Raw genomic sequence first — 26,231 nt, 5'->3', positions numbered from 1 at the left:
TACATATCTGTTTGGATTATTTAACCGAATACGTAAGCGTCAGGTAATACATCCCTCCTACAGCCGGCCCACCCAGGAAAGAATGATAATATTTATTCAGCATATTGCTTCCTCCCAGTTTTACTTTGCAACCAATTTTGTCGAAGGCATAGTTTATCTGTGCATCCAGCGTAGAATAGGCGCTTACGTTACCCGTAGCCAGAAATGACTGCCAGTAGTAACCGTCCTGCCATTTCCAGTTGATACCTGCACCAAGTGACCGATAAATCTTCTCTTTGGATAAAGAAAGATTGACGATCCATTGCGGTGTGTTAAAACCATCTTCCAGACCATCTTCATTTGATGATTTACGTAGCTTTGAAAAAGTGGTATTGCCATGAGCCGTATAACCATGAGCGGTATAGGTAAGGCCCAGACTAGCGCCGTAATTGTAAACCTTTGTTTGTGAATTGGTCCACATACGATAGGGACTTTGCTGCGTTTTATTGTACAGGGCAATGGGAATGGAATCAGGATTTTGTGTTTTAGGGACGTTCATATTGGCCTGTGCGATGAAAGACCGGTAATTATTGAAATAGAAGTCTGCATCTATATACAGTTTTCCCTGAACGAATACGCCTTTATAACCACCTTCAATGGAATTGACATGCTCTGGTTTGATATAGGTATAGGGATTTTTTTGTAGCAGGGATTGGTTGTGCTTTATGGCATCGGATTGGGATAAGCCGTTTTTATTGATGTCATTCAGTACCGCCTGCTGGAAAGCGGTAATAGAACTTTGCAGCCACGCGTTCTCAAAGATGCCGGACGACATTACCGGCAGCCCACCTACCCTCTTGGTGCCACCGCTGTTTACATTGGAATAGGCTTCAAAAATACTGGGATAGCGATAACCGCTTTGGAAGGAAAGCCGGAAATTGTGCGCATGCACAGGTGAATACACGGCTGTAAAGCGTGGGTTCCAGGTCAACGGGAAATAATCGTTTTTATCTCCGCGCAAGGTAGCACCCAGCCGGAGTTTGTTAGTCAGCAGCGATTTCACTACTGATACAAACCCACCGGTTTTACTGTAATAAATATTATCGTTGGTTTTACCCGGCACGGGATTGATAAAGTAATTCCCATCGGGCACAATGATATAAGTTCTATGGTCGGCTCCGGCCAGGATTTCCAGACCAGTCTGATGACCGAAATGCGGCAGCCATTGTTTTGTAAGATTGATCTGTCCCTCTGCGTGAATAAAGCTGGCGTTTACTTTAAGAGCAGCGCCACTGTCCCAGTTGTTGATTTGCTGCAGCCGCGTAAGTGTATTATTGAAGGCATTAGTACTGGGCTCGTAACGACCATTATCCGCCGCTGTACGGGCCAGATGATGCGCCTGGGCAATGGTGGAGCCGGACGATACTGCGTTATTAAAACCACTGGTATAATCTGCATACCAGATATTGTCAGGCTTATAGGTACGATCGATATTTTCGGCCATTGAACGCAGATTGTACGAATTACCGGTATTTTCTTTGTTGAGATAGGCCTTCAGCTGGATAGCGTCTGATTGGAACTGTATGCCATGCTGCTGCACGAAATAATCCTGCAGACGGAAGCGGTTGGCACGCTGGTATACATTATCCAGCACAGCCATGTGGTAAGTATAACTGATAAACGAGCGGGCAGAAAACCGGTAATAAATGCCGGCATCCGCTTTTATATTGCGTAGGTCGTAATTGACCACCTGCTTTTCGTCGTAGCCACTGCGTGCCACTACATAATTTTTGCCTTGCAGGGCAATGGTTTTGCGGTCGGACGATTCGTTGCCGTAACTGCTTACCGGGTCCTTTGCAGGGTTATCAGCGCCGGTAAGACCGGTACTGATGTTAGCAGCGGGATTGAGGTCTGTATGATCATTGGCTATCCAGTCGTAGCCTTTGCTGAAGGTGCCGTTCAGTTTGAATGCGAAGTGTGGCGAGAGCTGCTTTGCCCAGCGAAGACTGGTTTCCGAAAAAAGCCTGGAGCCGCTGTTGGGATCTCCGACATGTGTGAGTGCCGTTTTCTGCTGCACGCTCAGGCCGGGAGACGTAAAAGGATCTTTGGTCGCAATATTGGCCAGTCCATTGATAGTATTCATGCCATAAAGCGCGGAAGATACACCAGGCAATATTTCCACATTGTCAATATCCAGGTCCGAAGGGCCCAGTGCATTGGCAATAGGGCCGCCGATATGTGGCGATTGTACATCCATACCATCTACCAGTTGTGCAAAACGTACATTGGTGGTATTGGCAAATCCCCTTGCATTGAGTACTTTAAAACCCATGCTGGGGGTTATCATCTGCACGCCCTGTACGTTTTCCAATGCATCGAAAAAAGAAGGTGACGGAGAAGCATTAAAATATTTTGTTCCCAGTTTCTGGATACTGACCGGCGACCGGAGCAGGCTTTCTCTTGTGCGGGAAGCAGAAACGGTTACTTCCGATAAGATCTTTATCATGATAGAATCCTGATGAGTAGTATCGGTATCCATAGGCTTACGGGTAGTCATTTTGGAGTTATGAGCTTCCTGTCCATAGGTGATAGTAGCTGCAAAACATAGAATAAGCAGTGGTTGATAACGCATTGTATATATAGTATATGCTGGATTATGCAATACAGATTTGTGAGCACAGATTCTGACCCCTGTGCATGAGTAAAAGATGGTATGCTTGTACCGTTGTTCCTTTTTGTGAATAACGATACAAACATAATAAAGCTCTGTTATAAAAAAAAAATTATTCGATAAACCTTACCCTTTTACGTTGATTTATATGATTCAGATCATAAAAAACAACAAATACATGCACAGTTAATCAAATTTGATCTGACTTACCGAAATAAATACACATAAAATAATATACTATATAATAAAGAGACCTAACTAAACCAGTTTCTGAAAAACCCTCAAGAAAAAATTGCGCAATCAAATACTTGCGCATATATTTGCAAGCAAATGGTTGCATAATATGGAAGCACGCAGAGATGTTTTTCAGGCAATAGCCGATCCTACAAGACGGGCAATAATAGATATGATTGCTCAACAACCTGTCAATGTAAACACGATTGCAGAACAATTTGATGTCAGTCGTCAGGCTATTTCTTTACACCTTAAAATCCTTTCTGAATGTGGCTTATTAAACATAAAACAACTTGGCAGAGAACGTTTATGTGAAGCAAAACTTGAAAAATTGAACGAAGTGCATGAATGGGTTGGACAATATCACAAATTGTGGACAGGAAGATTGAATGCACTCAAAAAATTTATCGAGCAGGAAGAATTGGAATCTAATAAGAAAAAAGCTAAGAATATCAATAAATCAAAAAAGTAACAACATGGGAAATAATAATGAAGTTTTCATAGAAGAAATCTTTAACGCAAGTCCTGAAAAAGTTTTTAGTGCGTGGACAGACCCCGTAAAATTAATGAAATGGTACGCACCTGATGGCTGCACCATTCATTTTAAAAAAATTAAAATTGAAACAGGCGGACAATTCCACTCATGTATTTCTAATCCTCAATACGGAGACTGTTGGTGCATAGGAGAATACAAAGAGGTTTCGCCCAATACAAAAATTGTGTTTACCCTAATCAACGCAGATGAAAATGGAAATCCAATAAACCCGGCAGAAATTGGAATGGACCCTGATTGGCCAGGAGCAACACTTGTTACCGTAACTTTCACAGAAGAAAACGGGAAAACCAAATTGCAATTACGACAAACAGTTTCTCAGGAACTAGCTAAAAAAACAGGCGCATACCCAAGTTGGCTACAAATGTTGAACAATATGCAAACTATACTCAATCTAAACTAATAATAAAATGAAAATCGTATATGCTGTTGTAGCACTTCTGATATTATCATCATTCAATCACCAAATTAAAGCAACCGTAAAAGATACCTTGATTTCCCAAAATGGCTATTCGGAGGTCAATGGAATTAAAATGTATTATGAGATTTATGGACAAGGCAAGCCACTTGTTTTGATTCACGGCGGAGGCTCTACCATTCAAACAACATTTGGAAGGGTTATCCCGATGCTTGCTAAGCACAGAAGAATTATAGCTGTTGAGTTGCAGGCTCACGGAAGGACCAGTGACAGAGAAAAAGATGTATCCTTTGAGCAGGACGCAGACGACGTTGCAACACTTTTAAAGAATTTGAATATTGACAAAGCAGATTTTTTTGGTTTCAGTAACGGGGGGACAACTACCATACAGATCACCATTCGTCATCCCGAAATAGTCGATAAAATCATTTTGGGTTCTGCACTTTGTAAACGCAACGGAGTTCCTTCACAGTTTTGGGATTTTATGAAACAGGCACAGTTAGCCAATATGCCCGAACAGCTAAAAGAAGCTTATATACAAGTTGCACCAAACCCTAATCGCCTGCAAATAATGCATGATAAAGATGCAAAAAGAATGGTAAATTTCAGAGACATACCAGATGAACAGATCAAATCTATTAAAGCACCGACACTGATCATCATAGGCGACCAGGATATTATAAAACCAGAGCATGCTATCGAAATGCGCAGACAGATTGCCAACTCAGAATTAGCTATAATCCCTGGCGTACATGGTGAGTATATTGAGGAAATAACAACACTAAAATTTGATTCTAAGGAAGCAGACTTTGTTATTCCAATGATTGAAAGTTTCCTTGATAAATCAAGAACCAAGAAATGACATTGAAGGAGCGTTTTTAATAAAAATAAATTAAAATGGAAATCCTTAAACTATCTGATTTAATTGGACAGGAAATAGCCGAAGTACGTTATCGTTACTCCCCGGAGACTGACGAGGAATACAGTGTACAATCATGTACTACTTTCATCAAACTGGTTAATAATAAAATAATCGGCATCCCCAATTTTGATGATGATGAATACCTCCGGTATACCCCGGAAAATCTTAACTATTTTAAGGGAAATTTCGATAATGGAAGTAAGATCAGCTACGATGCTGCGAAATTGTTAAACGGAGAAACAATAGTTGACATTCTCTTCTGTTATGATGGTAATGAACCTGAGTATGATCATTCTGCCTATTTTAAATTATCGAATGGTTATTATTTAACAGAACGTAGTCATGCACCTGTTGGTATTTACGTCGGTCTCTTATTACTTAATGAAGAAGAATTTTTAAAAGAGAAGCACCGGTTAGCTAAATTAAATATTGACATCCGTTCATTTTTAAAAAACAAAGACGAACTTCTTTAAACAGGAAATAGCATAACTAAGTATTATCTGACTTAGTTATGCCATTTCATATCAACTTTTAGCAGATACACTAATCACTACTTTACCTAATTGCTCTCCTTTTGCGAGATAATAATAAGCGTCTCTGGCTTCCTCAAAAGGAAAAACAGTATCAATGAGTGGTTTTATCTTATGAAGAGTAATTGCCCAGTTCATTGCCTCAAATGCAAGACGGCTGCCTACAAAACTGGGCTGCATCGTTATGTTCTTAACAAACAAAATGCTTAATATCTTATTCAGTGCTACGGGATTGCCTGGGTTCACAGTGCCAACGGATGTAAGCAGGATGATTTGTTTTCCGAATCCGGTTGCCTGTACAGATTGCTCCAGGGTATCTGTTCCGCCTGTCTCCAGTACCAGATCTGCACCACGACCTTCCGTTAATGCAAGTACTTCTTTGGACCATTCATTATTCAACCGGTAGTTTATGACATGATCGGCTCCCAACGCCCTCAAACGCTCTGCTTTGTTCTCTTTTGAAGTAAGCGAAATGACCCTGCATCCCATCATATGGGCAAACTGAATCGCAAACACGGATACACCACCGCTACCGATGGTTAGCACTGTATCCCCCGCTGATACCTGTCGAAAACCTGTCAGGGCCGACCATGCTGTCAATGCAGCGCAAGGCAGTGTAGCCGCTTCTTCCCAGCTAAGGTGGGCAGGAATGTGCACCAGGGAATCTTCCTTTAACAGGGCATATTCTGTTAGCATCCCATCCAGAGAACACCCCAGCTGATCCATGATATCCGGCCCTATGCTGCCATCTCTCCAGTGAGCAAAATAATTGCCACAGACCTTGTCGCCTGGCTTAAACCGGCTGACTGCATCGCCCACCGCTATTACCTCTCCGGCACCGTCGCTTATGGGAATAACCCCGGGTCGCGCAGCCAGGGGATAAGTCTGATTAAGAATATACAGGTCCCTACGACCCAATGAAACAGCCTTTATCGCAACCAACACATCAAAGGGACCTGGTTGGGGTATGGAATGTTCTTTAATCTGAATACCTTCTATCGTTTTAAAAGCTTCCAGGTGATAAGATCTCATTAAATAGTGTTTTTTGATTCCTGACAAAAGTATCTTTGTTACAAAGACGGGAATTGTCTTTTTACGACAATATGAAAATACTAGCGCTACACCTGGATAACTTTACTGACTATGCCCGGCTAAGAGGCATGCCTTATGAAACTACAGAACTGCGCATTACTATCGATGAAGAGGATTTTTATGCTATCATAGAAAAGATCACTGCGTATGAAAAGGACGAATTACTTGGGATAAGGGTAGGTAATCTTCGTAATCTGAATACCCTTGGTGCCATCTATCGCATCTCACTAAAAGCCGTTACCATACAGGAAGCACTTTACTTTTGCCAGGCTTATCTGCAGGAAACCCTTCCACTGATACAGGTAGTCAATTCAATGGACGGGGATTCCGCCACTATCCGGTTGTCGATAGACAATGACAAGGACCAGAGCAACCGGATCATACTTGAAACGATATTGATGGTAGTTGCCCGCGAAATTAAGATCGTCTCAGGAGAAGATACTGAGATGACTATCTACTCTCCTTACTTTAAAACCGGATATCCTTCTGATTGGAGGAAAGGTGAAAGCTTTATGGTAAAATTTCAACTGACTCTTTTAAAAGCTGCACTGAAAGATAATAGTCATTGGGGATTGGATATTCTAATCCCGGAATACCTGGGATTAATAGAAGAGCTGAAAACACCGGAGAATTTCAGCAGCAGGATAAAGAAAGCGATGTTAGGCATGGCAAAACCTCAATTGCCAGGTTTGGAAACAGTGGCATATGCCTTTAATCAGACCTCCCGCACCTTGCAGAGGAGACTGGAAGAAGAAGGGACAAACTTCAGACAGATAGCTGAAGAACTGAAACGCCGCATCTGCAATCTGCTTATCCGGCATAACCGATACGCTATCACCGACCTTGCCTATTTATTGGGGTATGCTGATTCCGCAGCGTTTATCCATTCTTTCAAGAAATGGTATGGATGTTCCCCAAAGAGATTCCGGGAACAGCGAGGAGTGAGTTGACCAAATAATTGGCTCTGTGAAAAGACAGGACGTCTTCCTGACGATTAGCAACTGTAGGGGATGCCCTGTCTTTTAGGATAATAGCGATATTTATTTTTGAATCACACGATAGTAAGTAAACAAATCAGTTGAAGAAAGTTTTGTGAAACCAGCCTGGCGCAACAGGGTTACTAATTGCCCACGATGATAAGTAGAGTGGTTAATCATGTGAGGAAATGTTTGCGAAAACTCCATTCTACCTTCTTCACCGTTCGGTTTTTTAAACTTGACTTGTTGCTGATAATTTTCTTCAGGATATTCTTCAATGAATTTTTTCAAACCGACTGATGCCTTTTTCCAAATTTCTATTAAATCATTTTTCGTGCCTTTAAATCCGGCAGATAAATAAACCGGGGCAGATACATTTTCCCAGAAATCAACCCAGATTTTTTCAGCACTGGCAATATGAATAGCGGTTTGTTTAATACTGCTGAAGCTACTGATGATAACCTGGTCCCATTGCTCATCATTGATTTGATTCAACCATCCGATAGCAATATTATCTGCCCAGATATTGTAATCAGCTAACTCTATAAAATATTTCTTCATTTTTGTTTGGATTGTGCACCAAAGGTAGATTCGAAGAAGGGCAACAGACGATGGGGCAACGTTCAAAAACTGTAGCTAAACGTTCAATTTGATAACTGATATTGTTTGGGGGTTATTCCATGAACCTGCTTAAATGACTGGATAAAGCTGGATAGATTCTCATAACCAAGTTCGAAATAGATCTCACTTGCTTTACATTCTCCTTGTTTAAGCAATTGGGCCGCTTTCTGCATTCTCTTTTCTAGTAACCATTTATTGGGCGAGGTGCCATACATCCTGGCAAAACGTCGTTTAAAAGTGGACAGGCTCATATGACATAGAAAGGCCAACTCCTCAACGGTCACTGCATTATAAATGTTAGCTGTGATGGCTTGACGGATCAGCAAATCGTCGTCAGCTTCATAACTGAAATTGCGAAGCCGCTGGATTTTCTCAGGATAGTGCTCACTTAAATACAGTAGCAATTCCTCCAGTTTTACCTTTCGCATTTCAGCGGATGAAGGTTGATCGAAGGCTAGCATAAAACTGAGCGACTCTATGAAGTGAATCAGAAATGCATCTTTATCAAACACAAGAAAAGCTTCTTCATTGTTTTTTTGAGTTGAAGGCTGAAGCTCCCGGGGATGACGGATGAAGAAATCTGTTAGTAGCTTATTGTCGAAAAAAAACAGGATACTCCTGTAACGACCGTTAGTTGCTGCAATCTTCTCGCTCATAAGGCAATTGCCGGATGAAAGCAGCAAAAACTGATTCGGGTTTATCTTTGCCTGTGTTCCTGCATATTGAACACTTTTCTGGCCTTCCAGCAAAAAGCTGAATAAATTTTGCTGCAATTTAATCCTGGCGTTAATACTCTCTACATCCGAGTTATACTGTATGATTGAAATCACATTTTGTGAATCGCCGGAATGAGCATTGGCAGATAGTATAGACTTCTTCATAGATAAGAATTTCATTTAGCCGTCACCGAAGATCTCCTTACCTTCAACTTCGTCTTCAGCACAATCTCCTTCGGCGCTGCTGCATTCTCCCCATCCAGCCTATCCAGCAAAAGACTAATCACTTTATGTGCTATCTTATCAATCGGCTGGGCAATCGCTGTCACCGGGGTAGAGAAAAGTTCGAAAATATCATGGTCATCAAATGAAATTACAGCCAGATCCTGGGGCACTTTCAACTTTAGCTGGGTAATGGCCTTTAATCCACAGGAACCGGCCTGTATAGCCCCAAACAGCACCGCATCCAGTCCCGAGTTGGCAGCAAGGAATTCGCGCACCCCCTGCACCATCACTTTCTCTTCCGGAGTGAAATCAATTTCCATCACATAAGGCTTCAGCCCTTCCTCTTTAAGTGCATTACGATATCCTTTCATCCGCCCTTTCATTTGTGTAAGAGAAGAAGAAAAGGTGATAAAGCCAATATTCCTGTACCCCTGTTGAATCAGGTACCGGGTAGCATTTTCTGCGCTAAACTCATTATCAATGACCACATAGTCCGTTTTTACTTTTGGGAGATAACGGTCGAACATCACCACCGGCAGACCTGCCTTGATCAATTCATTGATCTCCTTCTCCACTCCCGGAGGGGGAGAAATAATATATCCATCAACGTTCCTCTCCCGTAATACATTGATCAGCTCTTTTGTTTTCTCCGTATCATTATCCGTACTGCAATAAATGATCCTGTACCCTTTCTTGTACGCCATGTTCTCAATCAGACGGGCAATAGTAGCAAAAAAGGGGTCAGAAATACTTTCCACCATCAAACCAATAATATTCGACTTGCCAGTCCTTAAGCCACGGGCAATAGGACTTGGCCGGAAGCCCACTTCCCGGATATACCTCTCCACACGCTCTACCAGTTCCTCACTGATCCTTTTTTCCTGAGCCAGTCCGTTCAGGATAAACGATACAGCTGTCTTTGAGATATTCAGGTCATTAGCGATATCTTTGATTCTTAATTTCTTCACAAATGCTTATTTAAGATCAAAATAAATTAAAATCGTTTAGTCTGGCTCCGTTAGGAGCCCCGTGTTTGTAGTAAACAATAATATTCTCTTTAATTGACTCCGTAGGAGTCCCCTTCTATCCGGAGACTCCTACGGAGTCTGTGTTTTGTTGTTTAATACGTTTGCTACAAACACGGGGCTCCTAACGGAGCCTATTATGTTTTGTTATAAAAAATACGGACACTAATTAAACGACATTGCAAAATAAATTAAATTTTAGTGTACCGTTTTAACCAGCCGTGGATAATTATAACCAAACAGCATTATCACCAAGTAACAAATAACAGGCAGGTAGTAAGCTGCTGCTACGCTATGGTTAGCGATAAGCCCCATCAGGGGAGGAAAGATCCCTCCACCTACCACTCCCATTACGATAAATGAAGAAGCCTGCTGCGTATGCTTTCCCAGGTTTTTAAGCCCCAGACTAAAAATAGTGGGGAACATAATACTGAAAAAGAAATTTATCATTATCAGTGCAATAAACGATATCCAGCCAACATGCAGGGCTACGATGATGCACATCAGAATGTTCATACCGGCAAAAATCGCCAGCAGTTTATAAGGAGCAATGAAGCGCATCAGCGCTGTGCCTGCAAAACGGCCTATCATTAACATCATCATACTTAATGAAAAGAAATATCCTGATTTTTCATCACTCAGCTCCATCACATCATGCCCGTAATTAATAAAATAAGCCCATGTTCCCCCCTGCGCCGCTACATTGAAAAACTGTGCAACTACCGCAAATATGAAATGTTTCTGTTGCGCAAGCGGCTTTACTTCAACAATTGCTGACTGGTCATGCGACTGACTCATAACAGGCAATTTAATAAACAGGAAGGCAACTGCCAGCAGCGTGATGACAAGCCCGATGGCTATATACAGATCACGTACGGCTATCAGATCTTCTGAATGCTCCTGTCCTGCTTTCAGGATAAAATAACTGCCGATGGCAGGTCCTATCACCCCTCCCAGCCCATTAAACGACTGGGAAAAATTGATCCGCTGATCGCTGGTACGCTGATCCCCTAAGGCAGCGATCAGGGGATGCGCCACTGTTTCCAGCGTAGCCAGTCCACAGGCTAGTACAAATAATGCAAAGCGGAAAAGATTAAATGAAACTGCTTCCGCTGCGGGGATGAACAGGAATGCACCAAGTGCATATAGTAAAAGCCCAAGCAATATTCCTTTTTTGTAACCAAACCTTTTTATAAACATCCCTGCTGGTATACCCATCACTGCATAGGCTCCAAACAGGGACAATTGCACCAGTCCTGACCGTGATTTCGAGATATGTAACACATTCTGGAAATGCCTGTTCAATACATCTCCCAGCGTTAGCGCCACTCCCCAGCAAAAGAACAGGGAGGTCACAAATAAAAAAACAGCAAGGTATTTTCTTTCCGTGAAATTTGGTTTGGCGCTCATCATGATCTCAATTTATTCATTCCTTTTTATTGGCAACCACTACCGCTACTCTTGAATCTGCGCAGCCATAATAGAGAAACCATTTATTCCTGAACAGCACCAGTCCTTCTACAAACACAGTACCGGCAGGATATTGTCCGCTCTTTTCAAAGGCATCCTGTGGTACGAGAAAAGGCTGGTCAAGACGAGCCAACACCTTCTCAGGATCATTATTATCAAATAATACCTGTCCGGCGCAATAAGCAGCGGGAGGATAACGCTTATCTCCCCCGGACTCGTCATTTTTACCATTATACAATAATACAATCCCTTTATCTGTCTTCACAGCCGGAGGACCGCATTCCGTCAGCCGGCTGTCGAAGTATCCTTTCCGTGGCGACATTAATTCCTTCAGCTTTCCATCGGGAGTAGTCAATGGTATCCAGTCTGTGAGGTTATCGGAAGTTGCAGCGTATACATGGTCTTCGCCCCAGTACATCCAATATTTACCTTTTACCTTAGCGATTACAAGTTTCCCCTTGTTTACTTCGGTAACAACAGATGCTGATTTGCTAGCTATCTCTCTGAACTTACCCTTAAAGATAGGCCCATGTTTTTTCCAATGGATAAGATCAGAGGATAATGCAGCTCCCAGTCTGGGCACCTTATTATTCCATTCCGTGTATAACACCACGTAAGTGCCGTCAATTGTCATGGCCACACGGGGATCTTCACAGCCTCCCTTCCATTCAAACTCCTGCTGTGCATCTGTATCAGGATACAACACCGGTACCGGGGAACGATGTTGAATATGTATGCCATCATCGCTGGTAGCAAGCCCTATCCGGGAGGTACGCATTCCAATACCTTTCCCGGAACGGTCTTCTGCCCGGTAAAGTACACAGATTTTTCCATCCTTTAACACAGCTGCCGGGTTAAAAGTATCGTTAGACTCCCATGCTACCATGGTTTTAGTCATAGGGTCTTTGAACTGTGTGCTGGTATCAGGTCGGATAATCGGGTTAACACCTGCAGGCCTGGTAAAAGGGCCTAATGTCCAATCGGGCAGTTGTGCATACAGACTACCGGAAAAGAGGCTTATGATGAATAATAAATACTTCATTTAATTGAATTTCAGTTTTATGAACCGGGGCCGGTACAAATGAGGATGCTTTTGTAAATCCTTGTTGAATTCTAATGAGTTCACATTATAGCTGATCAGCAGCTCTCCCGGTGCTGAAAGTCCGGGATGTGCCTTGGCGTTATACATCACATAGGTTTTCTCTTCCGCGTCACTACTGCAATCCCAGAGACGGATAACAGGCCCGAAAGGGCCTATGGGGCTGGAGCCTATCCGCATACCGATAGTCGTGCCCATCCCTCCTTCCTGGAAGATCAGTGCATAACGGCCGTCGGGCAGCGGAGACAGGCTCAGTTCATTGGAGACTTTATTGGTAACATCCGCCACTTTGTTCATGTCTTTATTCCAGTCCTTACCATCCCAGAAACGCCACTGATCGAAATGGTCAAAGACAGCAGGTTTTACCCTTGCCACTACCATCTGTTTATCCATCCCATGTACACCGTACACGTAGACATAACCATCCGGTGCAGGAGCACCGGCTTTAGCAGTATTTACAAAAATACCGGCGCCAAAAGAACCAATCTGTCCTCCTTTATCTGTAAAAAAGAAAGGTGTATCCATTTGTTCATATCCGGTAAAAGGAGGTGGTGTGCCTGCCGGAATTTTGATCAGCGTATTCCCTACTTCCCTGAAGCCAAAAGCTTCTTCAGATATATTTCTTACACGATAACCAAATATATAAAGGGTATTATGTTGCTCCTGATTCACAAATCCATCACCCAGCCAGTAGTAATCCGTCTTTTCAGTAAGTGGGGTATGCGGTTCGAAAACAGAGATGGCTTCGTGCTGCTCATTTTGTGCCCATGTAAAATCAATATTTTTCCCTTTCATGATGGCAACAGTATTATGTAGCATACGGAAACCCGGCTGTAAGGAATCGTTTATGATAGTACCGATCATGGTATCGCTGAATATGAAAAGCAGGCTGTCTGCGGGCTTATTCTCCACACCATTGAATGGAATGGTATAAATGCCATCTCCTCCAAACCAGCCATTGTTCCTTATGAAAAGTGCAGACCATTCAGGCGCTTCTTCCACTTTATAGTGCAACTCCTGTGCATGTATATGACAAAAAAGGAATATTCCGGTGATAGTAAGAATTATTCTTTTCATAACCTTGAAATTTTGGCAGGGCTTCGCTCTGCACCTGAAAAATAAGGTATCGTAGTTAACCAAACAAATCCTGCCAGTCCACCGGCTATAAATAACAAGGCAATCATCTGCGCCTGGCTCAGCTGCAAGAAATATTTGGGGGTGATGCGTAGTTGTTCAATAAAAAAACGTTCAACACCATTTAAGATAAGGAATAAATAGAACATCATCCCTGGTGTTTTTAATCTTTTTCTGATCATCCATAGAAAGGAAAATAGTAAGATACATATAACTGATTCATATAACGGTGTAGGATAAACTCCTATTGGTAGTTGATGACAATGTTCCATTGTACAGCCGGGGATATATATTCCTGCGTCTATTGCATTATGCGGATAGGTAGAGGCCCATGCCCATTGCGGTATCCATCCGGGTTTTGTATACCGGTTGACAATGCCCCAGTCCCCATCCCCTGATAGCTGACAGCCAATACGACCAATGCCATATGCCAGCATCATACCCGGAGAACCAATATCTGCCATGTGGATCAGCCTTATTTTATGTTTGTAGCCGATGTATAAATAAGTGAGTGCGCCGAATATAAGTCCGCCGTAATAAGTAAATCCACTGCGAGCCAGTAGTACCTGCAGGGGTACATAACTCAGCTCCTGGATGTGTTCCACAGCATCGAACAGCTTAGCACCTAAAAATCCCCAGCAGGCCACCATAAAAACAATGAAAGGCATTAGCTGGTATGGATGCAGGTAACGCTCTGTTTCTTTTGGTATTGAGCGCCGCCTGGCTGTATACGCCCATATACCCCAGGCAAGTGCCAATAGGCATCCAACTGCAAGATTCCCACGCAGGGATAAAAAACCAGGTGCGGGATCTACACCGTGAACAAGAGCCAGCAATACATCTACCACTTTATACCCTAAGAGGAAACCGAGTAAAGTGTTTAACAACAATTCCAGTGGAGAAGCAGACTGACCTATCGTTTCCTTCACCATTATTCCGCGAATAGTCCCATCAGCTTCTTTCCTTTTGAACTCAGCTACAAATACCACGTAGGCCCCGGCGAAAGCCAGGGCCATTAAGGTACCAAATGTCTGTAGATTGACCTTTACAGAGACGTGGAACAAATAACTGAAGAGATCTCCGATAGTCGGGAACATGTTTAATATTTATGTTGATCAAAGAGCAATTTTTTTGTGATGGTGCTTCGCACCATCACAAAAAAATTGAAAGGAATTTTGCAGGGCTTCGCCCTGCACCCAAAAACTTAAAGGCTTACCTGCAAGCCCACATTCAGCACACGCTGGTTGATATAAGCATCTCCCGCTGTGTTGGTACTGATTTCCGGGTCCTGCTGATATTTCCGGTAATTATCCCAGGTGAACAGATTGTAGGCACTCAGATAAACGCGCGCACTGTTCAGTTTGAAAGGTAACATTCTGGTTGGGAACTGGTACCCGATATCTACTGTTTTCAGACGAATATAATGCGCATTTACCAGCCAGTAGTCAGAAGGATAATAAGTCGGACTGTTTACTGAAGACTTATTGGTCGTCAGCCTGGGATACATTGCACTGTTAGCATTCTCCGGCGTCCATGCTTCCAGGTGAATAGGCTGGAACTGCCCGATGAATGGTTCTATACCTGTACCTGTGATGATAAAGCTGTAATTAAAAGAACCCTGTAACAGTATACTCGCGCTGAAACCCTTGTAGGATGCCTGTAAGTTCAGACCGAGGTTGGTATTAGGCAGGTTAGGATGCCCGATAGCACGCTGGTCGAAAACATTCACAAAACCATCTCCGTTAAGGTCCTGGTATTTGAGATCACCCGGGTGCAGTGGCAATCCGTTATCAGGTACAGCGATGGTCTTATTACCTGCATTACTGCCACCATTAGCCGCCTGATAGGCTTCTACACTATTAATATCTTCCTGTGTATAATAACCTAAAGAATGGTAACCGAATGGCTGGTTAAGAGGTTGACCGGTACGGGCCAGCCAGGGATATGCCGGAGAAGCTTCGCTTTGATATAATATTTTGTTCTTTGCATAAGAGAACACAAAGTTAGCGCCCCACTGCACATTACCGGTACTGCCATGATAACCGATCTGTCCGTCAAAACCCTGGTTACGGGTACGCCCCACATTCACTGCCGGCAGACCGATACCAATAATATCCGGCACATTGTTCGGTACGATCAGCTGATCATAACGGATATTACGGAACAATTCGATAGTGGCAGAAAGCCGGTTATCCTTCAGCATATTCAGATCGATGGCGATATTTGTTTCCCGCTGTTTCTCCCATACCACATTGCTATTGGCAAGACTACCCTCGTAAAACATACTGTAATTGGTAGGCGATTCTCCAAACGAATAAGTAGCACCGTTCTGTATATAGTTCTGTGCATAAATGTACCTGTTGTTAGGCGCCACATCCGACCCTACAATTCCATAGGAACCACGAATCTTAAATAACCCGAACACCGGGAAAGCTTCTTTGAAGAACTTTTCACCAGACAGGTTATACCCCAATCCGATTGCCGGAAACAAGCCGAAACGATGGTTAGAAGCAAACCTGTCTGTTCCGTTATATGCTGCTTTCAGGTCTAACAGATATTTCCCGTCATACTCATAATTACCGGAAAATGATACCCCCTGAAATTTAGCCGGTACTCCTACAGATGCCGGATCCAGATTATCGTATGCATCAAATGTCTGAGACTGCTGATTCACCAGTACAAGGCCGCTCACATGGTGCTTAGAGTTGAAAGTACGGTCATAGTTGGAAAAGAGTTGCAGATTGACATTGTTCGTATAGATATTGGTGTTACCCGTGTAGTAGATATTCGAAAACACATAGGTACCCGATGGATTCAACTGGTAAGACTTATCCGCAGGATCGTAATGATAAGACGGAATAGGACCATAGTTACCTGTTCCCCTTGTATACTGTTCCTGGCTGGAATAGGCCACACGTGCGGTCAGAGAAAGCCCCTTCGTAATCACGTCCAGCTGTTGGGTAGTATTGAACACTATGTTGTAATCCGTTCTCTTCGCATTCTGATATCCGCCGGTAGCCAGTCTTGCGTTCAATGTAGGAAGATGTCCGCTGTTGAAATGCGACCAGGCATAAGAGTAAGTTCCATTAGGATTAATGAGTGGCGCAGTAAAAGGTGTTAAGCGACTGAAGTCAAACACCTCTGACAATGCACTGGCTGCATTCAGATTAGGCGAATTGGTAGTAGAGAAACGGGTTGTAACATCCAGGCGCATTGTTAATGTCTTATTAGCCCTGAGATCAAGGTTAGACCTGAAATTATATCTTTTGAAATTGTAATTGGTATTGACACTACCGCGGGGATCAGGGAAAGAACGTACTAGCCCGTTCTGGTTCAACGCTCCACCGGAGATAAAGTACTTCAAAGTTTCATTACCACCGGAAATATCCAGGTTGGTATTCTCCTGGAAGCTGTATCGTTTAAAGATAGCATCGTACCAGTTTACATCCGGATGACCATACGGGTCCTGCCCATTCTTAAACAGGTCAAGGTCCTGCTGTGTAAATTCAGGGGTCAGGCCATCGTTGGTCTCCGCCTGGTTGATCAGTGAAGCTGATTGATAAGCGTTCAGGAATTTAGGGATTTTCGTAGGCGTTTGTGCACCACTTTCCACACGTACATTGATCTGAGGCTTACCCAGCTTACCACGGCGGGTAGTCACTACCAGTACGCCATTCGCGCCTTTAATACCATATATGGCTGTAGTAGAAGCATCTTTCAGTACAGAGATGGATGCGATTTCATTTACATTGATCTGCTGTAGCTGATCATAGGTATATTCCACATCATCCACGATAATCAGCGGTTTATTACCTGCAGGGTTCAGCGAACTGACACCACGGATATAGAAATCGGATGCATCTTTACCCGGTTGACCGGATCCCTGTTGGGAGAAGAAACCAGGCAATCTGCCCGACAGGGCATTTTGTACGTTCGCTGTTGGTACGTTCCTGATCTCTGCGGCGTTGATGGTACTCACGGATCCTGTATTGGTGATACGGGTCGTTTTGCCATAACCCACTATCACTACTTCATCCAGGGCCTGGTTATCTGATGACATTGCTACATCGATATCCTCATGCCTGTTAGTCACATTCAGCTCACGGGTCACATACCCCAAAAAGCGGAATATGAGCACATTCGAAGAACCTTTTAATGTCAGTTTAAATTTACCTGCCGGGTCAGTAATCGCTCCATTTCCCGGCACACCTTTCTCTATAACAGACACTCCCGGTAACGGGCTCTGAATATCCCGCACGGAACCGGTGATCACCCGGGACTGTGCCAGCAACATGCCGGGAAGTATATTTATAATAACACAAAACAGCAGTATTATTTTCCGCATATACAATTTTTAATAATTGAGAAGATTACCATCCCGGGTTTTGTTTCATATTCGGGTTCTTGGCCACCTCATTGTAAGGGATGGGATACAGATATTGATTTTCCTTAAACACCATATTTAGTATAGTAATTGGATTATAGGTATAGAAGTTGCCGTTCTTTACTACGGACACACCTGTACGCGGCTGGTTCATGAGCGTTTCTGCTATCTTCCATCTGCGTATATCAAAATACCGGTGCTCTTCGAATGCGAACTCTATTCTCCATTCATTCTGTATCGCTGCCCTCATCTGTGCCTGTGTCATATTGGGTGTAAGGCCATAGTTCCCTCCTGCTCCGGCCTCTATGCCAGCGCGTGCCCTGACAGCATACAGCTGTTCATACACATCCGCCTGTGGCGCTGCTTCCACCTCATTGCGGGCTTCTGCATATTCCAGCAGTATTTCAGCATACCGCATCACGATCCAGTCGGAAGAGTGATTGCTATAAGTAGTTGCATTTTCGAAATCACCCATGAACTTGCGCATGTAGAAGCCACTCACCGTTTGCTGCAAAGAGGTATTAGGTTTGCTTTGGCCACCCTCATAGGTTTGTACAGTGCTGCCTAACCAGTTGGCGCCATTATAAAAGACAGTGGCAGTAAAACGCGGGTCCCGCTTAATGCCGGACAGTACACTGTATGGATCAGATGCCAGGTAGCCTGATGCAGGGTCTGTAACAGGCAAACCATTCTGCATAGGAAAAGCATCCACCAGTTCCTGTGTAGGACTGGTATTACCAGAGCCACCTGCCTGAAAACCTACAGGCCCATTATTTGTTTCGATATTGGTGCTGTTGCTGCCGGGACGGATAAAGATCCGCTCACTGTTATTCTGGTTGAGGAAGATATCTGTAAATACAGGATTCAGGGAATAAGTATTCAGGTCCATCACATCCTTAGCTGCCTGTGCGGCCAGCGCCCAGCGATTTACATCATAATCTGTGTAGCCGGTCAGCGGGTTGGCATTATCAATATTATCACCATTAAAGAGCGGACTGGCAGCCAGCAATAATGTCTTTGCTTTCAGCGCCATAGCAGCTCCTCTGGTAACACGGTAATTATCTGCATCTGCTACCGGTGCTGTAAGCAGGCTGTCTTTAATAGCATCACATTCACTCACGATATAGCTGATGCAGTCAGCAAAGTTGCTGCGGGGCAAATCCAGGTTATCTGCAATGCTGTATACCTTATCGCCCAGTAAGGGCACGCCCCCATAACGTCTTACCAGTTCAAAGTAAAAATATGCCCGCAGGAACCTGGCTTCACTCCTCCACAACTGTGCAGTAGTTGTGCCATTGCTTAACCCACCTTTTACAGGTACCACGCCGATGCCATTGATAAAGATATTGGCATTACGGACCCCTGCCCAGAAAGCATCCGGAACACCGGAAGAAGTGGGTGCCTGGGTAAGATTGGTACCTTCCCAAAAATTCTCCGCTCCCGGAAAGTTGAAGGAAGTCACAGCATTCGTAGTGATCAGGGTTACCGGGATATTACTACCTGTGCGGGAAGAAACAGCATCATCCGACGCTGCATCCAGGTAATCGCCGCCAACACGGTTATGGCCATTTTTGACAATCGCATAAATGCCATACAGGAAAGATTGTGCATTCACACCCGCAGAATCCAGCGGATCGAAAACATAATTACCAGTTACCTTATCTACGGGAAACTGCTCATACTTTTTACATCCGCCCAGTAGGACAGCTATCAACAGTATTTTATGGATATAATTTTTCATGGCTCAATCTCTTTTATAACTTAATACTTACCCCTGCGCTTACAACTCTCTGTATAGGATAGCTGTACGGCATAACTTCTGTGTCCATTCCTTTAAATCCTGCGATCGTAAACAGGTTCTCTCCATCCACAAATATTTTCAGACCGGAGATACGCATTCTTTTCAACAAGCTGTATGGAAGTGAATACCCGATTTCAGCATTGCGGAGTCTGACATAGTTACCACTCTTCAGATAAAAAGTGGAGAACAGCGAGTTATTATTAGCTGCTGATACTGCCAGTCTGGGAAGTGTAGCCTTGTCTGCTGTTTCCGGTGTCCATCGGCCTGTAGCACTTGTATATGCCTGTCCGTTAGTAGTGGAGAAATCCAGTCCAAAATGATCGATCACATTATTCTCTACGCTGATCTGCCTGTTGCCCACACCCTGTAAAACAAAACTAACATTGAAACCTTTGTAATTGGCCCCCATTGTGAGCCCGAAGAAAGCCAGTGGCTTATTTCCACCGATGGTTGACTGGTCAAAGTTGTCGATCACACCATCGCCATTGAGGTCTTTGTATTTAATATCCCCCGGCTGTGGCGTATACCCTGCGATATGCGCACTGCTGGTTGCATCTTCAGCATTCTGGTAAAGTCCCAGCGCTGTATACCCATAGAAGGTGCCTGTTACTGGCAAACCTGTTCTTCTGTTCCATGCATAAGGAGTAGCCAGTTCATCACTGAAAAGGATCTTTGAATAAGCCAGGTTACCATTTGCGGTTACGAAGTAATTGAAGTTACCAACGTGATTGTTATAGGTGAGGGACAGTTCTGCACCCTGATAAAGGTTTTTACCAATATTCTCCAGTGGCCAGGCAGTACCCAGCAGGGCGATGGAATTACCGCGGTAACCCAGAATATCGGAATAAACATCATGGTAATAGTCTGCCGTTAGTTGCAGACGATCATGCATAAACGAAATGTCTGTACCTATATCAAACTTGCTGCCTTTCTCCCATGTGATATAAGGATTTGCCAGTGTACCTTCATACTGGTAATACACGGTGGTATAACCTGTACCTACCTGATAATTCTTGCCGATATTACTGGAAGAATAGGTTTGTGAGTAAGCATAGTACAGGGCTGCATTCAGATCAATATTGGCATTGCCTGTCTTTGCATAGGTAGCTCTCCATTTCCATCCGCTGATCCAGGAAAGATTATCCCGGATAAAATCTTCACGTCCCATTTCCCAGCCCAGACCAGCACCATAAAACAGGCCCCACTGATTACCGGGCGGATAGCGGTTATTACCACTTCCGATAAGGGTTGCATTGATAAAATATTTCTGATCATAATCATATCCTGCCCGTAAACCTACATTCGTAGTATTGGAAGCCAGGTCATAATTGGCTACGATTGATTTCCTGTCATACAGTGCCTGTGCATTCACATTGCTTTTGTTGAAAGTTCTGTCATAATTCAGGCTAAACTGTGCGTAGGACTGACGGGATGTGAATACAGTACGGAAAATATTGTTCTGGGCAGATGTGGATCCATAAATAACATAAGAGCTGTCGATATAAGCATAGGAAGGATTTTGTAAACTCCTGTCCAGTCCTGTAATGGACTGGTAGGATAAATTCCCTTTCAGTTTTGCACTAAGCCCAGGCAATACGCTGTTGAGGTTATAATTCAGATCCACATTCGCAAGAATATCATTGGTATTGTTCTGTGTATATCCTGAGAACTGCGCCCTTGACAGCAGGTTATTACTATATGGGCCGGTATTGCCTCCGATGTTATTACCCCCGAAAGAACCATTCGGGTTATAGACAGGATAAGCATTGTTTGGTGTAGAATATATGGCAGACAGAAGGCTCGTATAGTCGTTACCAGGTTCTCTTGCATTCTGGATACGGCCAAACAGCTGCAGGTCTACATTCAGGTTCTTATTTACCTGTACTGCTACATCGGAGTTAATGATATATCGCTTTAAACTATTATTGGTACTGTAATTAACAGCAGGACTGGTTTTAAAAATACCTTCCTGATCGAAATAGCTGAGGGAAACAGAATAACGGGCTACACTGCTACCACCGTTTACATTCAGTTTATAATTTGAGATAGGAGAATTATCCCGCAGCAGTGTTTTAAACCAGTTCACATCCGGATGACCGTAAGGATCTGTATGTTGTTTATAGGCATTAAAATCATCTGCGGAATATAATGCAGGCTTGCCATCACTGATCAGTGTTTCATTCAGCAGGTAAGCGTACTGATAGGCCGGCAGTGGTTTAGGCAACCCCAGGGGCTGTTGTATGCCTGTCTGCGCGGTAAAGGTGATATGCGGACGGCCCAGGTCTCCCCTTTTGGTTGTAACAAGTATCACCGGATGAGAACTGTTATTGCCCAGTAATAATGTAGATAAACCATCTTTCAGTACAGAAATAGATTCGATGGATTCCGGGTCAATGGAAGATATTTCCCTTTGTACCCCATCTATCACCGTAACAGGAGATTGTCCACGAACGCTCAGGCTGATTTCTGAGTTATCTGTAGAACGGTTGTTATTAGAATTTCCATTCACCAATGTTTGCCCGATGACAGATGGTGAAGATATATCACTCAGATTGAAGGAAGTGAACCCACTGTTTTGTTTGGTATACACACCAGCCAGTTGCCCGGGGAAAGCGTATACATACAGGGATGCAGGCGTAGTAGTTAACTGGGGGGTATAAATAGCAGACACTGATCCCAGTACTTTGGAACGATCTATCTTTTCGTACAACATATCCACCTGCTGCGGTGATTTTAAAAACCGCTCTGTCAGCTGTACGGTTATACCCAGACCTGCTTTTACCTCTTTTGTATAATAATCTTTCCGGGCAAATACCAGCATGGTACCTGCCGGAACATCTATTTCAAAATGCCCCTTCTTATCTGTCAATACAGTATTATGTTCAGCACTGACCATTACGCCGGCCAGCGGTTCATTAAATTCATTGATAACAGTACCATTTGAGACAGTCGTATCCTTTGGAGACTGAAAGGCGAATGTGGTTTGCGGAAGCGCCCACAGACAGATCAGGCATATATTGTAGTACCAATAGCGCATAGAAATAATTTTGGTTGTCATCCACATTTAAACTTATAAGTAAAGGGAGCAGCGGTATTCCCATACCCGACCTGTTTCGTACCGGTTTTATCCGTGATGAAGTAGGTCATGTTGGTAACGGTCTGGCTATCGCTTACGCCAAAAAACGACCGTGGCCAGATGGTAATCGCAAACCTGCCTCCACCTAAAGGCTTCATCTGTGTTCTGGTAGTCTGTTCACAGATGGCGATGGTCTGACCATCATTGGTTGTACCTGTAGCGCACAAATACAGCTCATCATTTCCCGACAAGTCAGTTTGTATTACATTAGAATCAAAAGTCAGGGTAACCAGATCATTATCCAGGGATTTAGGTGGAGAAACGGTTGTCAGCTGCGGGTTACAGAAGTCGACCAGGTCGCCGCCACCGCCGGTCACCGAAAAACAGTCCCCTATGTATTCATTATAATATTCTGCAGTAGCGCCATAACCTCCATCAACGAAATTATCGGAAGTAAACCCATTGGTGGTATTGGCCACTACATAGGCCAGTTTTACGATGGTGGGGTTATCGTCCGCACCTACTTTCAGATTAAGGTTGATAGAACCGGTGATCTTGTCGTTATTAGCATAGGTGAAGGGCACATCTGACTGCATCACCACCCATTCCATATCATCTATCAGGTTGCCCGCAATACCAAAGGTGGCTCTCATATAATCCGGCCAATTCTTCCCATCTCCATGCGGAGCAAGGGTGGTCAGTGGTGTCATAGCGAAACTGCCATTTCCCTTGCTACTGGTGTAGGTAGCCGTCATGTTTTGCGTGCCTTTCCAGCCTTTAGGCATCAGTACCCCTACGATCAGTTTGTCCGACCCATCTGAATTACAGGAAACATCAAGGTCCAGTTGGATGGGTACAACATCTCCCACCTGGGCTGTTGCGGGGATGGTGACTTTTGTAATCTTTATATGGCAGAAGCTGAATACTATTGCTACTATCAGCAATGCGGACAGCATCCAGATTTTTCGTCCTTTGATATTTAAACGTGGTAGCATATTATTAATCAGATTTAATTTTCCCTTTCCAGTGTATAGATATAGGAATTCAATTCACAACCGGGAATGAAGGTGAGACTCAGTTGCCTGATACCGGCAATCGTTGGATAATTAAAAGATGTTGATACAGCAGATCCTCCATCAGGCATCATCGTTAGTTTAAATGGATAGGCAGGATCATCCAGTTTATATTTCCCGTTTTTATTCACCAGAAAGGGCAGCCTGTTTACCAGTGTATAATTATCTGCAGAATCAAATTTTAATCTGAACTGTGTAAAGTCGAAAGCACTTGTAATATCTGTACCATTCCTGGTAGCTTTAATGACTTTCCAGCTACCGGTGACATTCTTTGGCGCTTCTGCTACGGGCGCGATCTCTTCAACTCTGCAGGATGAGAACAGCCAGACGGCTATTATGAGTATGTAACGATTCATAGCGTGAAATGATTAAAGATTAATAACCGGGATTTTGTATCAGTTCCGGCGACTTACCAGTTTCTGAAAGCGGGAAAGGCCACAGGTACATTGCCGGACGGAAATTATGTTTGGTGACATTGAACAGTTTATAGTTAACGGCAGCGCCATTGCGGTTTACTTCCATACCCTGAGACTGGATACTTTCCGTTTGCAGGGCGATCTTCCATCTTCTCACATCCCAGAACCGGTGTCCTTCATAAGCCAGCTCTATGCGGCGTTCGTTTTGTATCCAGGTGCGCATATCATCCTTTGTGAGCCCTATAGGCAGCTGATAAGGATCTAATCCTGCACGCTGGCGTACCGCTTCCACTGCTGCATATACATTGCCTGTAGGCCCTTCAAATTCATTGGCAGCTTCTGCATAGTTCAGTAATACTTCAGCATAACGTATCAATGGCATTACCCTGTTACTGCCAAAACTGAGTGTAGCAGCAATAGCTGCAGGGTCCAGCATTTTGTTATTATAATAACCTGTGATGGTACCCTGATGTACAGCATCCTGTCCGGTGAGTATGCCATTGTAATTACCTGCAAAAATGTTTACAGGTGCAGAGCCATTTGTTTGTCCGTTACCGGTGCGTACCAGTAACACCGTCTGATCATGGATGATACTGTAATCCAGTCTGGGGTCACGGTCTTTATAAGGGTTATTGGGATCATAACCGGAAGCGGGATCTGTGATAAGTTTACCATTCTTCATTGGGAAGGCATCTACCAGTCCCTGATAAGGGAATGAACCGGTGCCGTTACTTCCTCTTGAAGGTGGCAGGCACATATTTTCAAGATCGCTGTTCCCACCGGGCCGCATCAGTTCAAAAATATATTCTGTATTTACCCGGAGAGGAAACAATCCCTGGAAACTGGCATTCAACGAATAAACCCCTAATGCGATCACTGCCTGTGCGGCATTTTCGGCCTGTTTCCAGCGGTTGATATCATAAGTAGGATAACCTACCAGTGCAGGGTCCACTCCTGCTCCCCCTGCGTCGGAAGGCAGGGTAGTACCGTTAAACAAAGGGCTGGCAGCATACAACAACACACGAGCTTTTAATGCCAGGCAGGCGCCTTTAGAGGCTCTTCCATAATTGAGACCCGTTTGTGTTGTTGGCAGCATTAACGCGGCCGCATCACATTCAGACAGGATATAATCTACGCAGTCCGAATAAGTGCTTCTCTTTGCCACAATGGGAACATCATATGTCAGCAGGGTATCACCTACCAGCGGAACACCGCCGTAGTGTTCTGTGAGAATAGCATAATACCAGGCTCGCAGAAAGTGTGCTTCAGCAACCATCTGGTTTTTATAGGCTTGTCTTAACGGTGCGTTGGGAAGATTTTTAATAAGCACATTCACCGCGCGGATGTTGGTGTAGCAGGTCTTATAAGGTTCTTCCCCAATAATGCCCGCATTCACCGTACCGGTAGCAAACTGTGTGGCCGGTGTGGAAAAAGCATGTGATGGTTCTGCCTCATCGCAGGCAGCTTCCAGCCCTCCGCAGACAATATAATTATACGAAAAGCGGCTAAGGCTTGTACTAAGTCCTACATTGGAGTATATATTGGCAAGGAAACCAACCGTCCTGGAACTGTCGGAAAATACCGTCTTTTCATCCAGGTTGGTAGTTGTTGTTGCAGCCAGGAAGCCTTCTTTTCTGCATGAGGACCAGACTAAAGCTGATGCCATAAGTACAAAAACAGGAAAGCAGCGTTTTAACATAAATAACGTGGTTTACTTGTATCAGTGAATAGTGGTATAGTGCTGTTTTATATCCGTGGTCTACTTATTAAACCGGTTTGGCTAATCAATACATGACGTGTTTTCCCCAATAACGT

Annotated in this window: 20 protein-coding genes; 5 read left to right on the top strand and 15 right to left on the bottom strand. The window is 43.8% G+C overall.

Annotation, left to right across the window (positions count from 1 at the left end; genetic code table 11):
- Nucleotides 1-16: 16 nt before the first annotated feature.
- The gene (locus BMW86_RS24460) at nt 17-2,611 is read right to left on the bottom strand and encodes a TonB-dependent receptor (protein WP_255372995.1); all 2,595 of its coding nucleotides are present in this window, start codon (nt 2,609-2,611) and stop codon (nt 17-19) included.
- Between the two features lie 382 nt (nt 2,612-2,993).
- On the opposite strand from BMW86_RS24460, the gene BMW86_RS24455 reads away from it, so the two are divergent.
- From BMW86_RS24455 to BMW86_RS24440, 4 genes are read left to right on the top strand one after another with little or no spacing between them, the layout of a single operon-like run.
- Complete coding sequence (locus BMW86_RS24455) at nt 2,994-3,356, top strand: ArsR/SmtB family transcription factor (RefSeq protein ID WP_177189377.1); 363 nt, start codon at nt 2,994-2,996, stop codon at nt 3,354-3,356.
- A 4-nt stretch (nt 3,357-3,360) separates the two neighbouring features.
- The gene (locus BMW86_RS24450) at nt 3,361-3,840 is read left to right on the top strand and encodes an SRPBCC family protein (RefSeq protein ID WP_089784910.1); all 480 of its coding nucleotides are present in this window, start codon (nt 3,361-3,363) and stop codon (nt 3,838-3,840) included.
- A gap of 7 nt (nt 3,841-3,847) precedes the next feature.
- Nucleotides 3,848-4,717, top strand: coding sequence for an alpha/beta fold hydrolase (locus tag BMW86_RS24445; protein WP_089784909.1), 870 nt, complete (start codon nt 3,848-3,850; stop codon nt 4,715-4,717).
- Between the two features lie 35 nt (nt 4,718-4,752).
- A complete protein-coding gene (locus BMW86_RS24440) occupies nt 4,753-5,250 on the top strand; it encodes a hypothetical protein (RefSeq protein WP_089784907.1) in 498 nt (165 codons plus the stop codon).
- A gap of 51 nt (nt 5,251-5,301) precedes the next feature.
- Here BMW86_RS24440 and BMW86_RS24435 read toward each other — a convergent pair whose 3' ends face one another.
- Nucleotides 5,302-6,339, bottom strand: a complete 1,038-nt coding sequence (locus BMW86_RS24435) for a zinc-dependent alcohol dehydrogenase family protein (RefSeq protein ID WP_089784904.1) — start codon at nt 6,337-6,339, stop codon at nt 5,302-5,304.
- 71 nt (nt 6,340-6,410) lie between these two features.
- On the opposite strand from BMW86_RS24435, the gene BMW86_RS24430 reads away from it, so the two are divergent.
- Nucleotides 6,411-7,349, top strand: coding sequence for an AraC family transcriptional regulator (locus BMW86_RS24430; RefSeq protein WP_089784902.1), 939 nt, complete (start codon nt 6,411-6,413; stop codon nt 7,347-7,349).
- A gap of 90 nt (nt 7,350-7,439) precedes the next feature.
- Here BMW86_RS24430 and BMW86_RS24425 read toward each other — a convergent pair whose 3' ends face one another.
- The 13 genes from BMW86_RS24425 to BMW86_RS24365 form a co-directional block, all read right to left on the bottom strand.
- On the bottom strand, nt 7,440-7,937 hold the full coding sequence (locus BMW86_RS24425) for a DinB family protein (protein WP_089784899.1): 498 nt from the start codon (nt 7,935-7,937) through the stop codon (nt 7,440-7,442).
- Between the two features lie 83 nt (nt 7,938-8,020).
- Complete coding sequence (locus BMW86_RS24420; RefSeq protein ID WP_089785792.1) at nt 8,021-8,878, bottom strand: helix-turn-helix domain-containing protein; 858 nt, start codon at nt 8,876-8,878, stop codon at nt 8,021-8,023.
- 11 nt (nt 8,879-8,889) lie between these two features.
- Nucleotides 8,890-9,906 (bottom strand): LacI family DNA-binding transcriptional regulator, encoded by a 1,017-nt coding sequence (locus BMW86_RS24415; protein WP_089784897.1) that lies wholly within the window; start codon nt 9,904-9,906, stop codon nt 8,890-8,892.
- Between the two features lie 255 nt (nt 9,907-10,161).
- Nucleotides 10,162-11,376, bottom strand: coding sequence for an L-fucose:H+ symporter permease (gene fucP / locus BMW86_RS24410; RefSeq protein ID WP_218149209.1), 1,215 nt, complete (start codon nt 11,374-11,376; stop codon nt 10,162-10,164).
- Nucleotides 11,377-11,389: 13 nt separating this feature from the next.
- Nucleotides 11,390-12,475, bottom strand: a complete 1,086-nt coding sequence (locus BMW86_RS24405; protein ID WP_089784892.1) for a glycoside hydrolase family 130 protein — start codon at nt 12,473-12,475, stop codon at nt 11,390-11,392.
- The gene (locus BMW86_RS24400; protein ID WP_089784889.1) at nt 12,476-13,609 is read right to left on the bottom strand and encodes a DUF4185 domain-containing protein; all 1,134 of its coding nucleotides are present in this window, start codon (nt 13,607-13,609) and stop codon (nt 12,476-12,478) included.
- A complete protein-coding gene (locus BMW86_RS24395; protein WP_089784887.1) occupies nt 13,606-14,763 on the bottom strand; it encodes a prolipoprotein diacylglyceryl transferase in 1,158 nt (385 codons plus the stop codon). Before BMW86_RS24395 ends, BMW86_RS24400 begins: the two co-directional genes overlap by 4 nt.
- Nucleotides 14,764-14,870: 107 nt before the next feature.
- Nucleotides 14,871-18,011: a SusC/RagA family TonB-linked outer membrane protein gene (locus BMW86_RS24390; RefSeq protein WP_089784885.1), complete on the bottom strand. Its 3,141-nt coding sequence runs from the start codon at nt 18,009-18,011 to the stop codon at nt 14,871-14,873.
- Between the two features lie 25 nt (nt 18,012-18,036).
- Entirely contained in the window at nt 18,037-19,791 is a 1,755-nt protein-coding gene (locus BMW86_RS24385; RefSeq protein WP_089784882.1) for a RagB/SusD family nutrient uptake outer membrane protein, read from the bottom strand.
- A gap of 13 nt (nt 19,792-19,804) precedes the next feature.
- Nucleotides 19,805-22,888, bottom strand: coding sequence for a SusC/RagA family TonB-linked outer membrane protein (locus BMW86_RS24380; protein WP_177189376.1), 3,084 nt, complete (start codon nt 22,886-22,888; stop codon nt 19,805-19,807).
- Nucleotides 22,889-22,905: 17 nt separating this feature from the next.
- Nucleotides 22,906-23,922, bottom strand: coding sequence for a DUF4961 domain-containing protein (locus BMW86_RS24375; RefSeq protein WP_089784877.1), 1,017 nt, complete (start codon nt 23,920-23,922; stop codon nt 22,906-22,908).
- Between the two features lie 14 nt (nt 23,923-23,936).
- Entirely contained in the window at nt 23,937-24,356 is a 420-nt protein-coding gene (locus tag BMW86_RS24370) for a DUF5004 domain-containing protein (RefSeq protein WP_089784875.1), read from the bottom strand.
- A gap of 19 nt (nt 24,357-24,375) precedes the next feature.
- A complete protein-coding gene (locus tag BMW86_RS24365; RefSeq protein ID WP_089784872.1) occupies nt 24,376-26,115 on the bottom strand; it encodes a RagB/SusD family nutrient uptake outer membrane protein in 1,740 nt (579 codons plus the stop codon).
- Nucleotides 26,116-26,231 lie beyond the last annotated feature (116 nt).

The organism is Chitinophaga sp. YR573 (assembly GCF_900110995.1).
In the GTDB taxonomy this organism is placed as follows: Bacteria; Bacteroidota; Bacteroidia; order Chitinophagales; family Chitinophagaceae; genus Chitinophaga.
Note: the sequence above shows the minus strand (reverse complement) of the source record. Positions and strands in the feature narration are given on the sequence as shown.

What these genes read in the sequence shown, in the direction of transcription:
- BMW86_RS24460 (WP_255372995.1), bottom strand. Translation starts at nt 2,611, where the DNA reads ATGCGTTATCAACCACTGCTTATTCTATGTTTTGCAGCTACTATCACC.
- BMW86_RS24455 (WP_177189377.1), top strand. Translation starts at nt 2,994, where the DNA reads ATGGAAGCACGCAGAGATGTTTTTCAGGCAATAGCCGATCCTACAAGA.
- BMW86_RS24450 (WP_089784910.1), top strand. Translation starts at nt 3,361, where the DNA reads ATGGGAAATAATAATGAAGTTTTCATAGAAGAAATCTTTAACGCAAGT.
- BMW86_RS24445 (WP_089784909.1), top strand. Translation starts at nt 3,848, where the DNA reads ATGAAAATCGTATATGCTGTTGTAGCACTTCTGATATTATCATCATTC.
- BMW86_RS24440 (WP_089784907.1), top strand. Translation starts at nt 4,753, where the DNA reads ATGGAAATCCTTAAACTATCTGATTTAATTGGACAGGAAATAGCCGAA.
- BMW86_RS24435 (WP_089784904.1), bottom strand. Translation starts at nt 6,339, where the DNA reads ATGAGATCTTATCACCTGGAAGCTTTTAAAACGATAGAAGGTATTCAG.
- BMW86_RS24430 (WP_089784902.1), top strand. Translation starts at nt 6,411, where the DNA reads ATGAAAATACTAGCGCTACACCTGGATAACTTTACTGACTATGCCCGG.
- BMW86_RS24425 (WP_089784899.1), bottom strand. Translation starts at nt 7,937, where the DNA reads ATGAAGAAATATTTTATAGAGTTAGCTGATTACAATATCTGGGCAGAT.
- BMW86_RS24420 (WP_089785792.1), bottom strand. Translation starts at nt 8,878, where the DNA reads ATGAAGAAGTCTATACTATCTGCCAATGCTCATTCCGGCGATTCACAA.
- fucP (WP_218149209.1), bottom strand. Translation starts at nt 11,376, where the DNA reads ATGATGAGCGCCAAACCAAATTTCACGGAAAGAAAATACCTTGCTGTT.
- BMW86_RS24405 (WP_089784892.1), bottom strand. Translation starts at nt 12,475, where the DNA reads ATGAAGTATTTATTATTCATCATAAGCCTCTTTTCCGGTAGTCTGTAT.
- BMW86_RS24400 (WP_089784889.1), bottom strand. Translation starts at nt 13,609, where the DNA reads ATGAAAAGAATAATTCTTACTATCACCGGAATATTCCTTTTTTGTCAT.
- BMW86_RS24395 (WP_089784887.1), bottom strand. Translation starts at nt 14,763, where the DNA reads ATGTTCCCGACTATCGGAGATCTCTTCAGTTATTTGTTCCACGTCTCT.
- BMW86_RS24390 (WP_089784885.1), bottom strand. Translation starts at nt 18,011, where the DNA reads ATGCGGAAAATAATACTGCTGTTTTGTGTTATTATAAATATACTTCCC.
- BMW86_RS24385 (WP_089784882.1), bottom strand. Translation starts at nt 19,791, where the DNA reads ATGAAAAATTATATCCATAAAATACTGTTGATAGCTGTCCTACTGGGC.
- BMW86_RS24380 (WP_177189376.1), bottom strand. Translation starts at nt 22,888, where the DNA reads ATGCGCTATTGGTACTACAATATATGCCTGATCTGTCTGTGGGCGCTT.
- BMW86_RS24375 (WP_089784877.1), bottom strand. Translation starts at nt 23,922, where the DNA reads ATGCTACCACGTTTAAATATCAAAGGACGAAAAATCTGGATGCTGTCC.
- BMW86_RS24370 (WP_089784875.1), bottom strand. Translation starts at nt 24,356, where the DNA reads ATGAATCGTTACATACTCATAATAGCCGTCTGGCTGTTCTCATCCTGC.
- BMW86_RS24365 (WP_089784872.1), bottom strand. Translation starts at nt 26,115, where the DNA reads ATGTTAAAACGCTGCTTTCCTGTTTTTGTACTTATGGCATCAGCTTTA.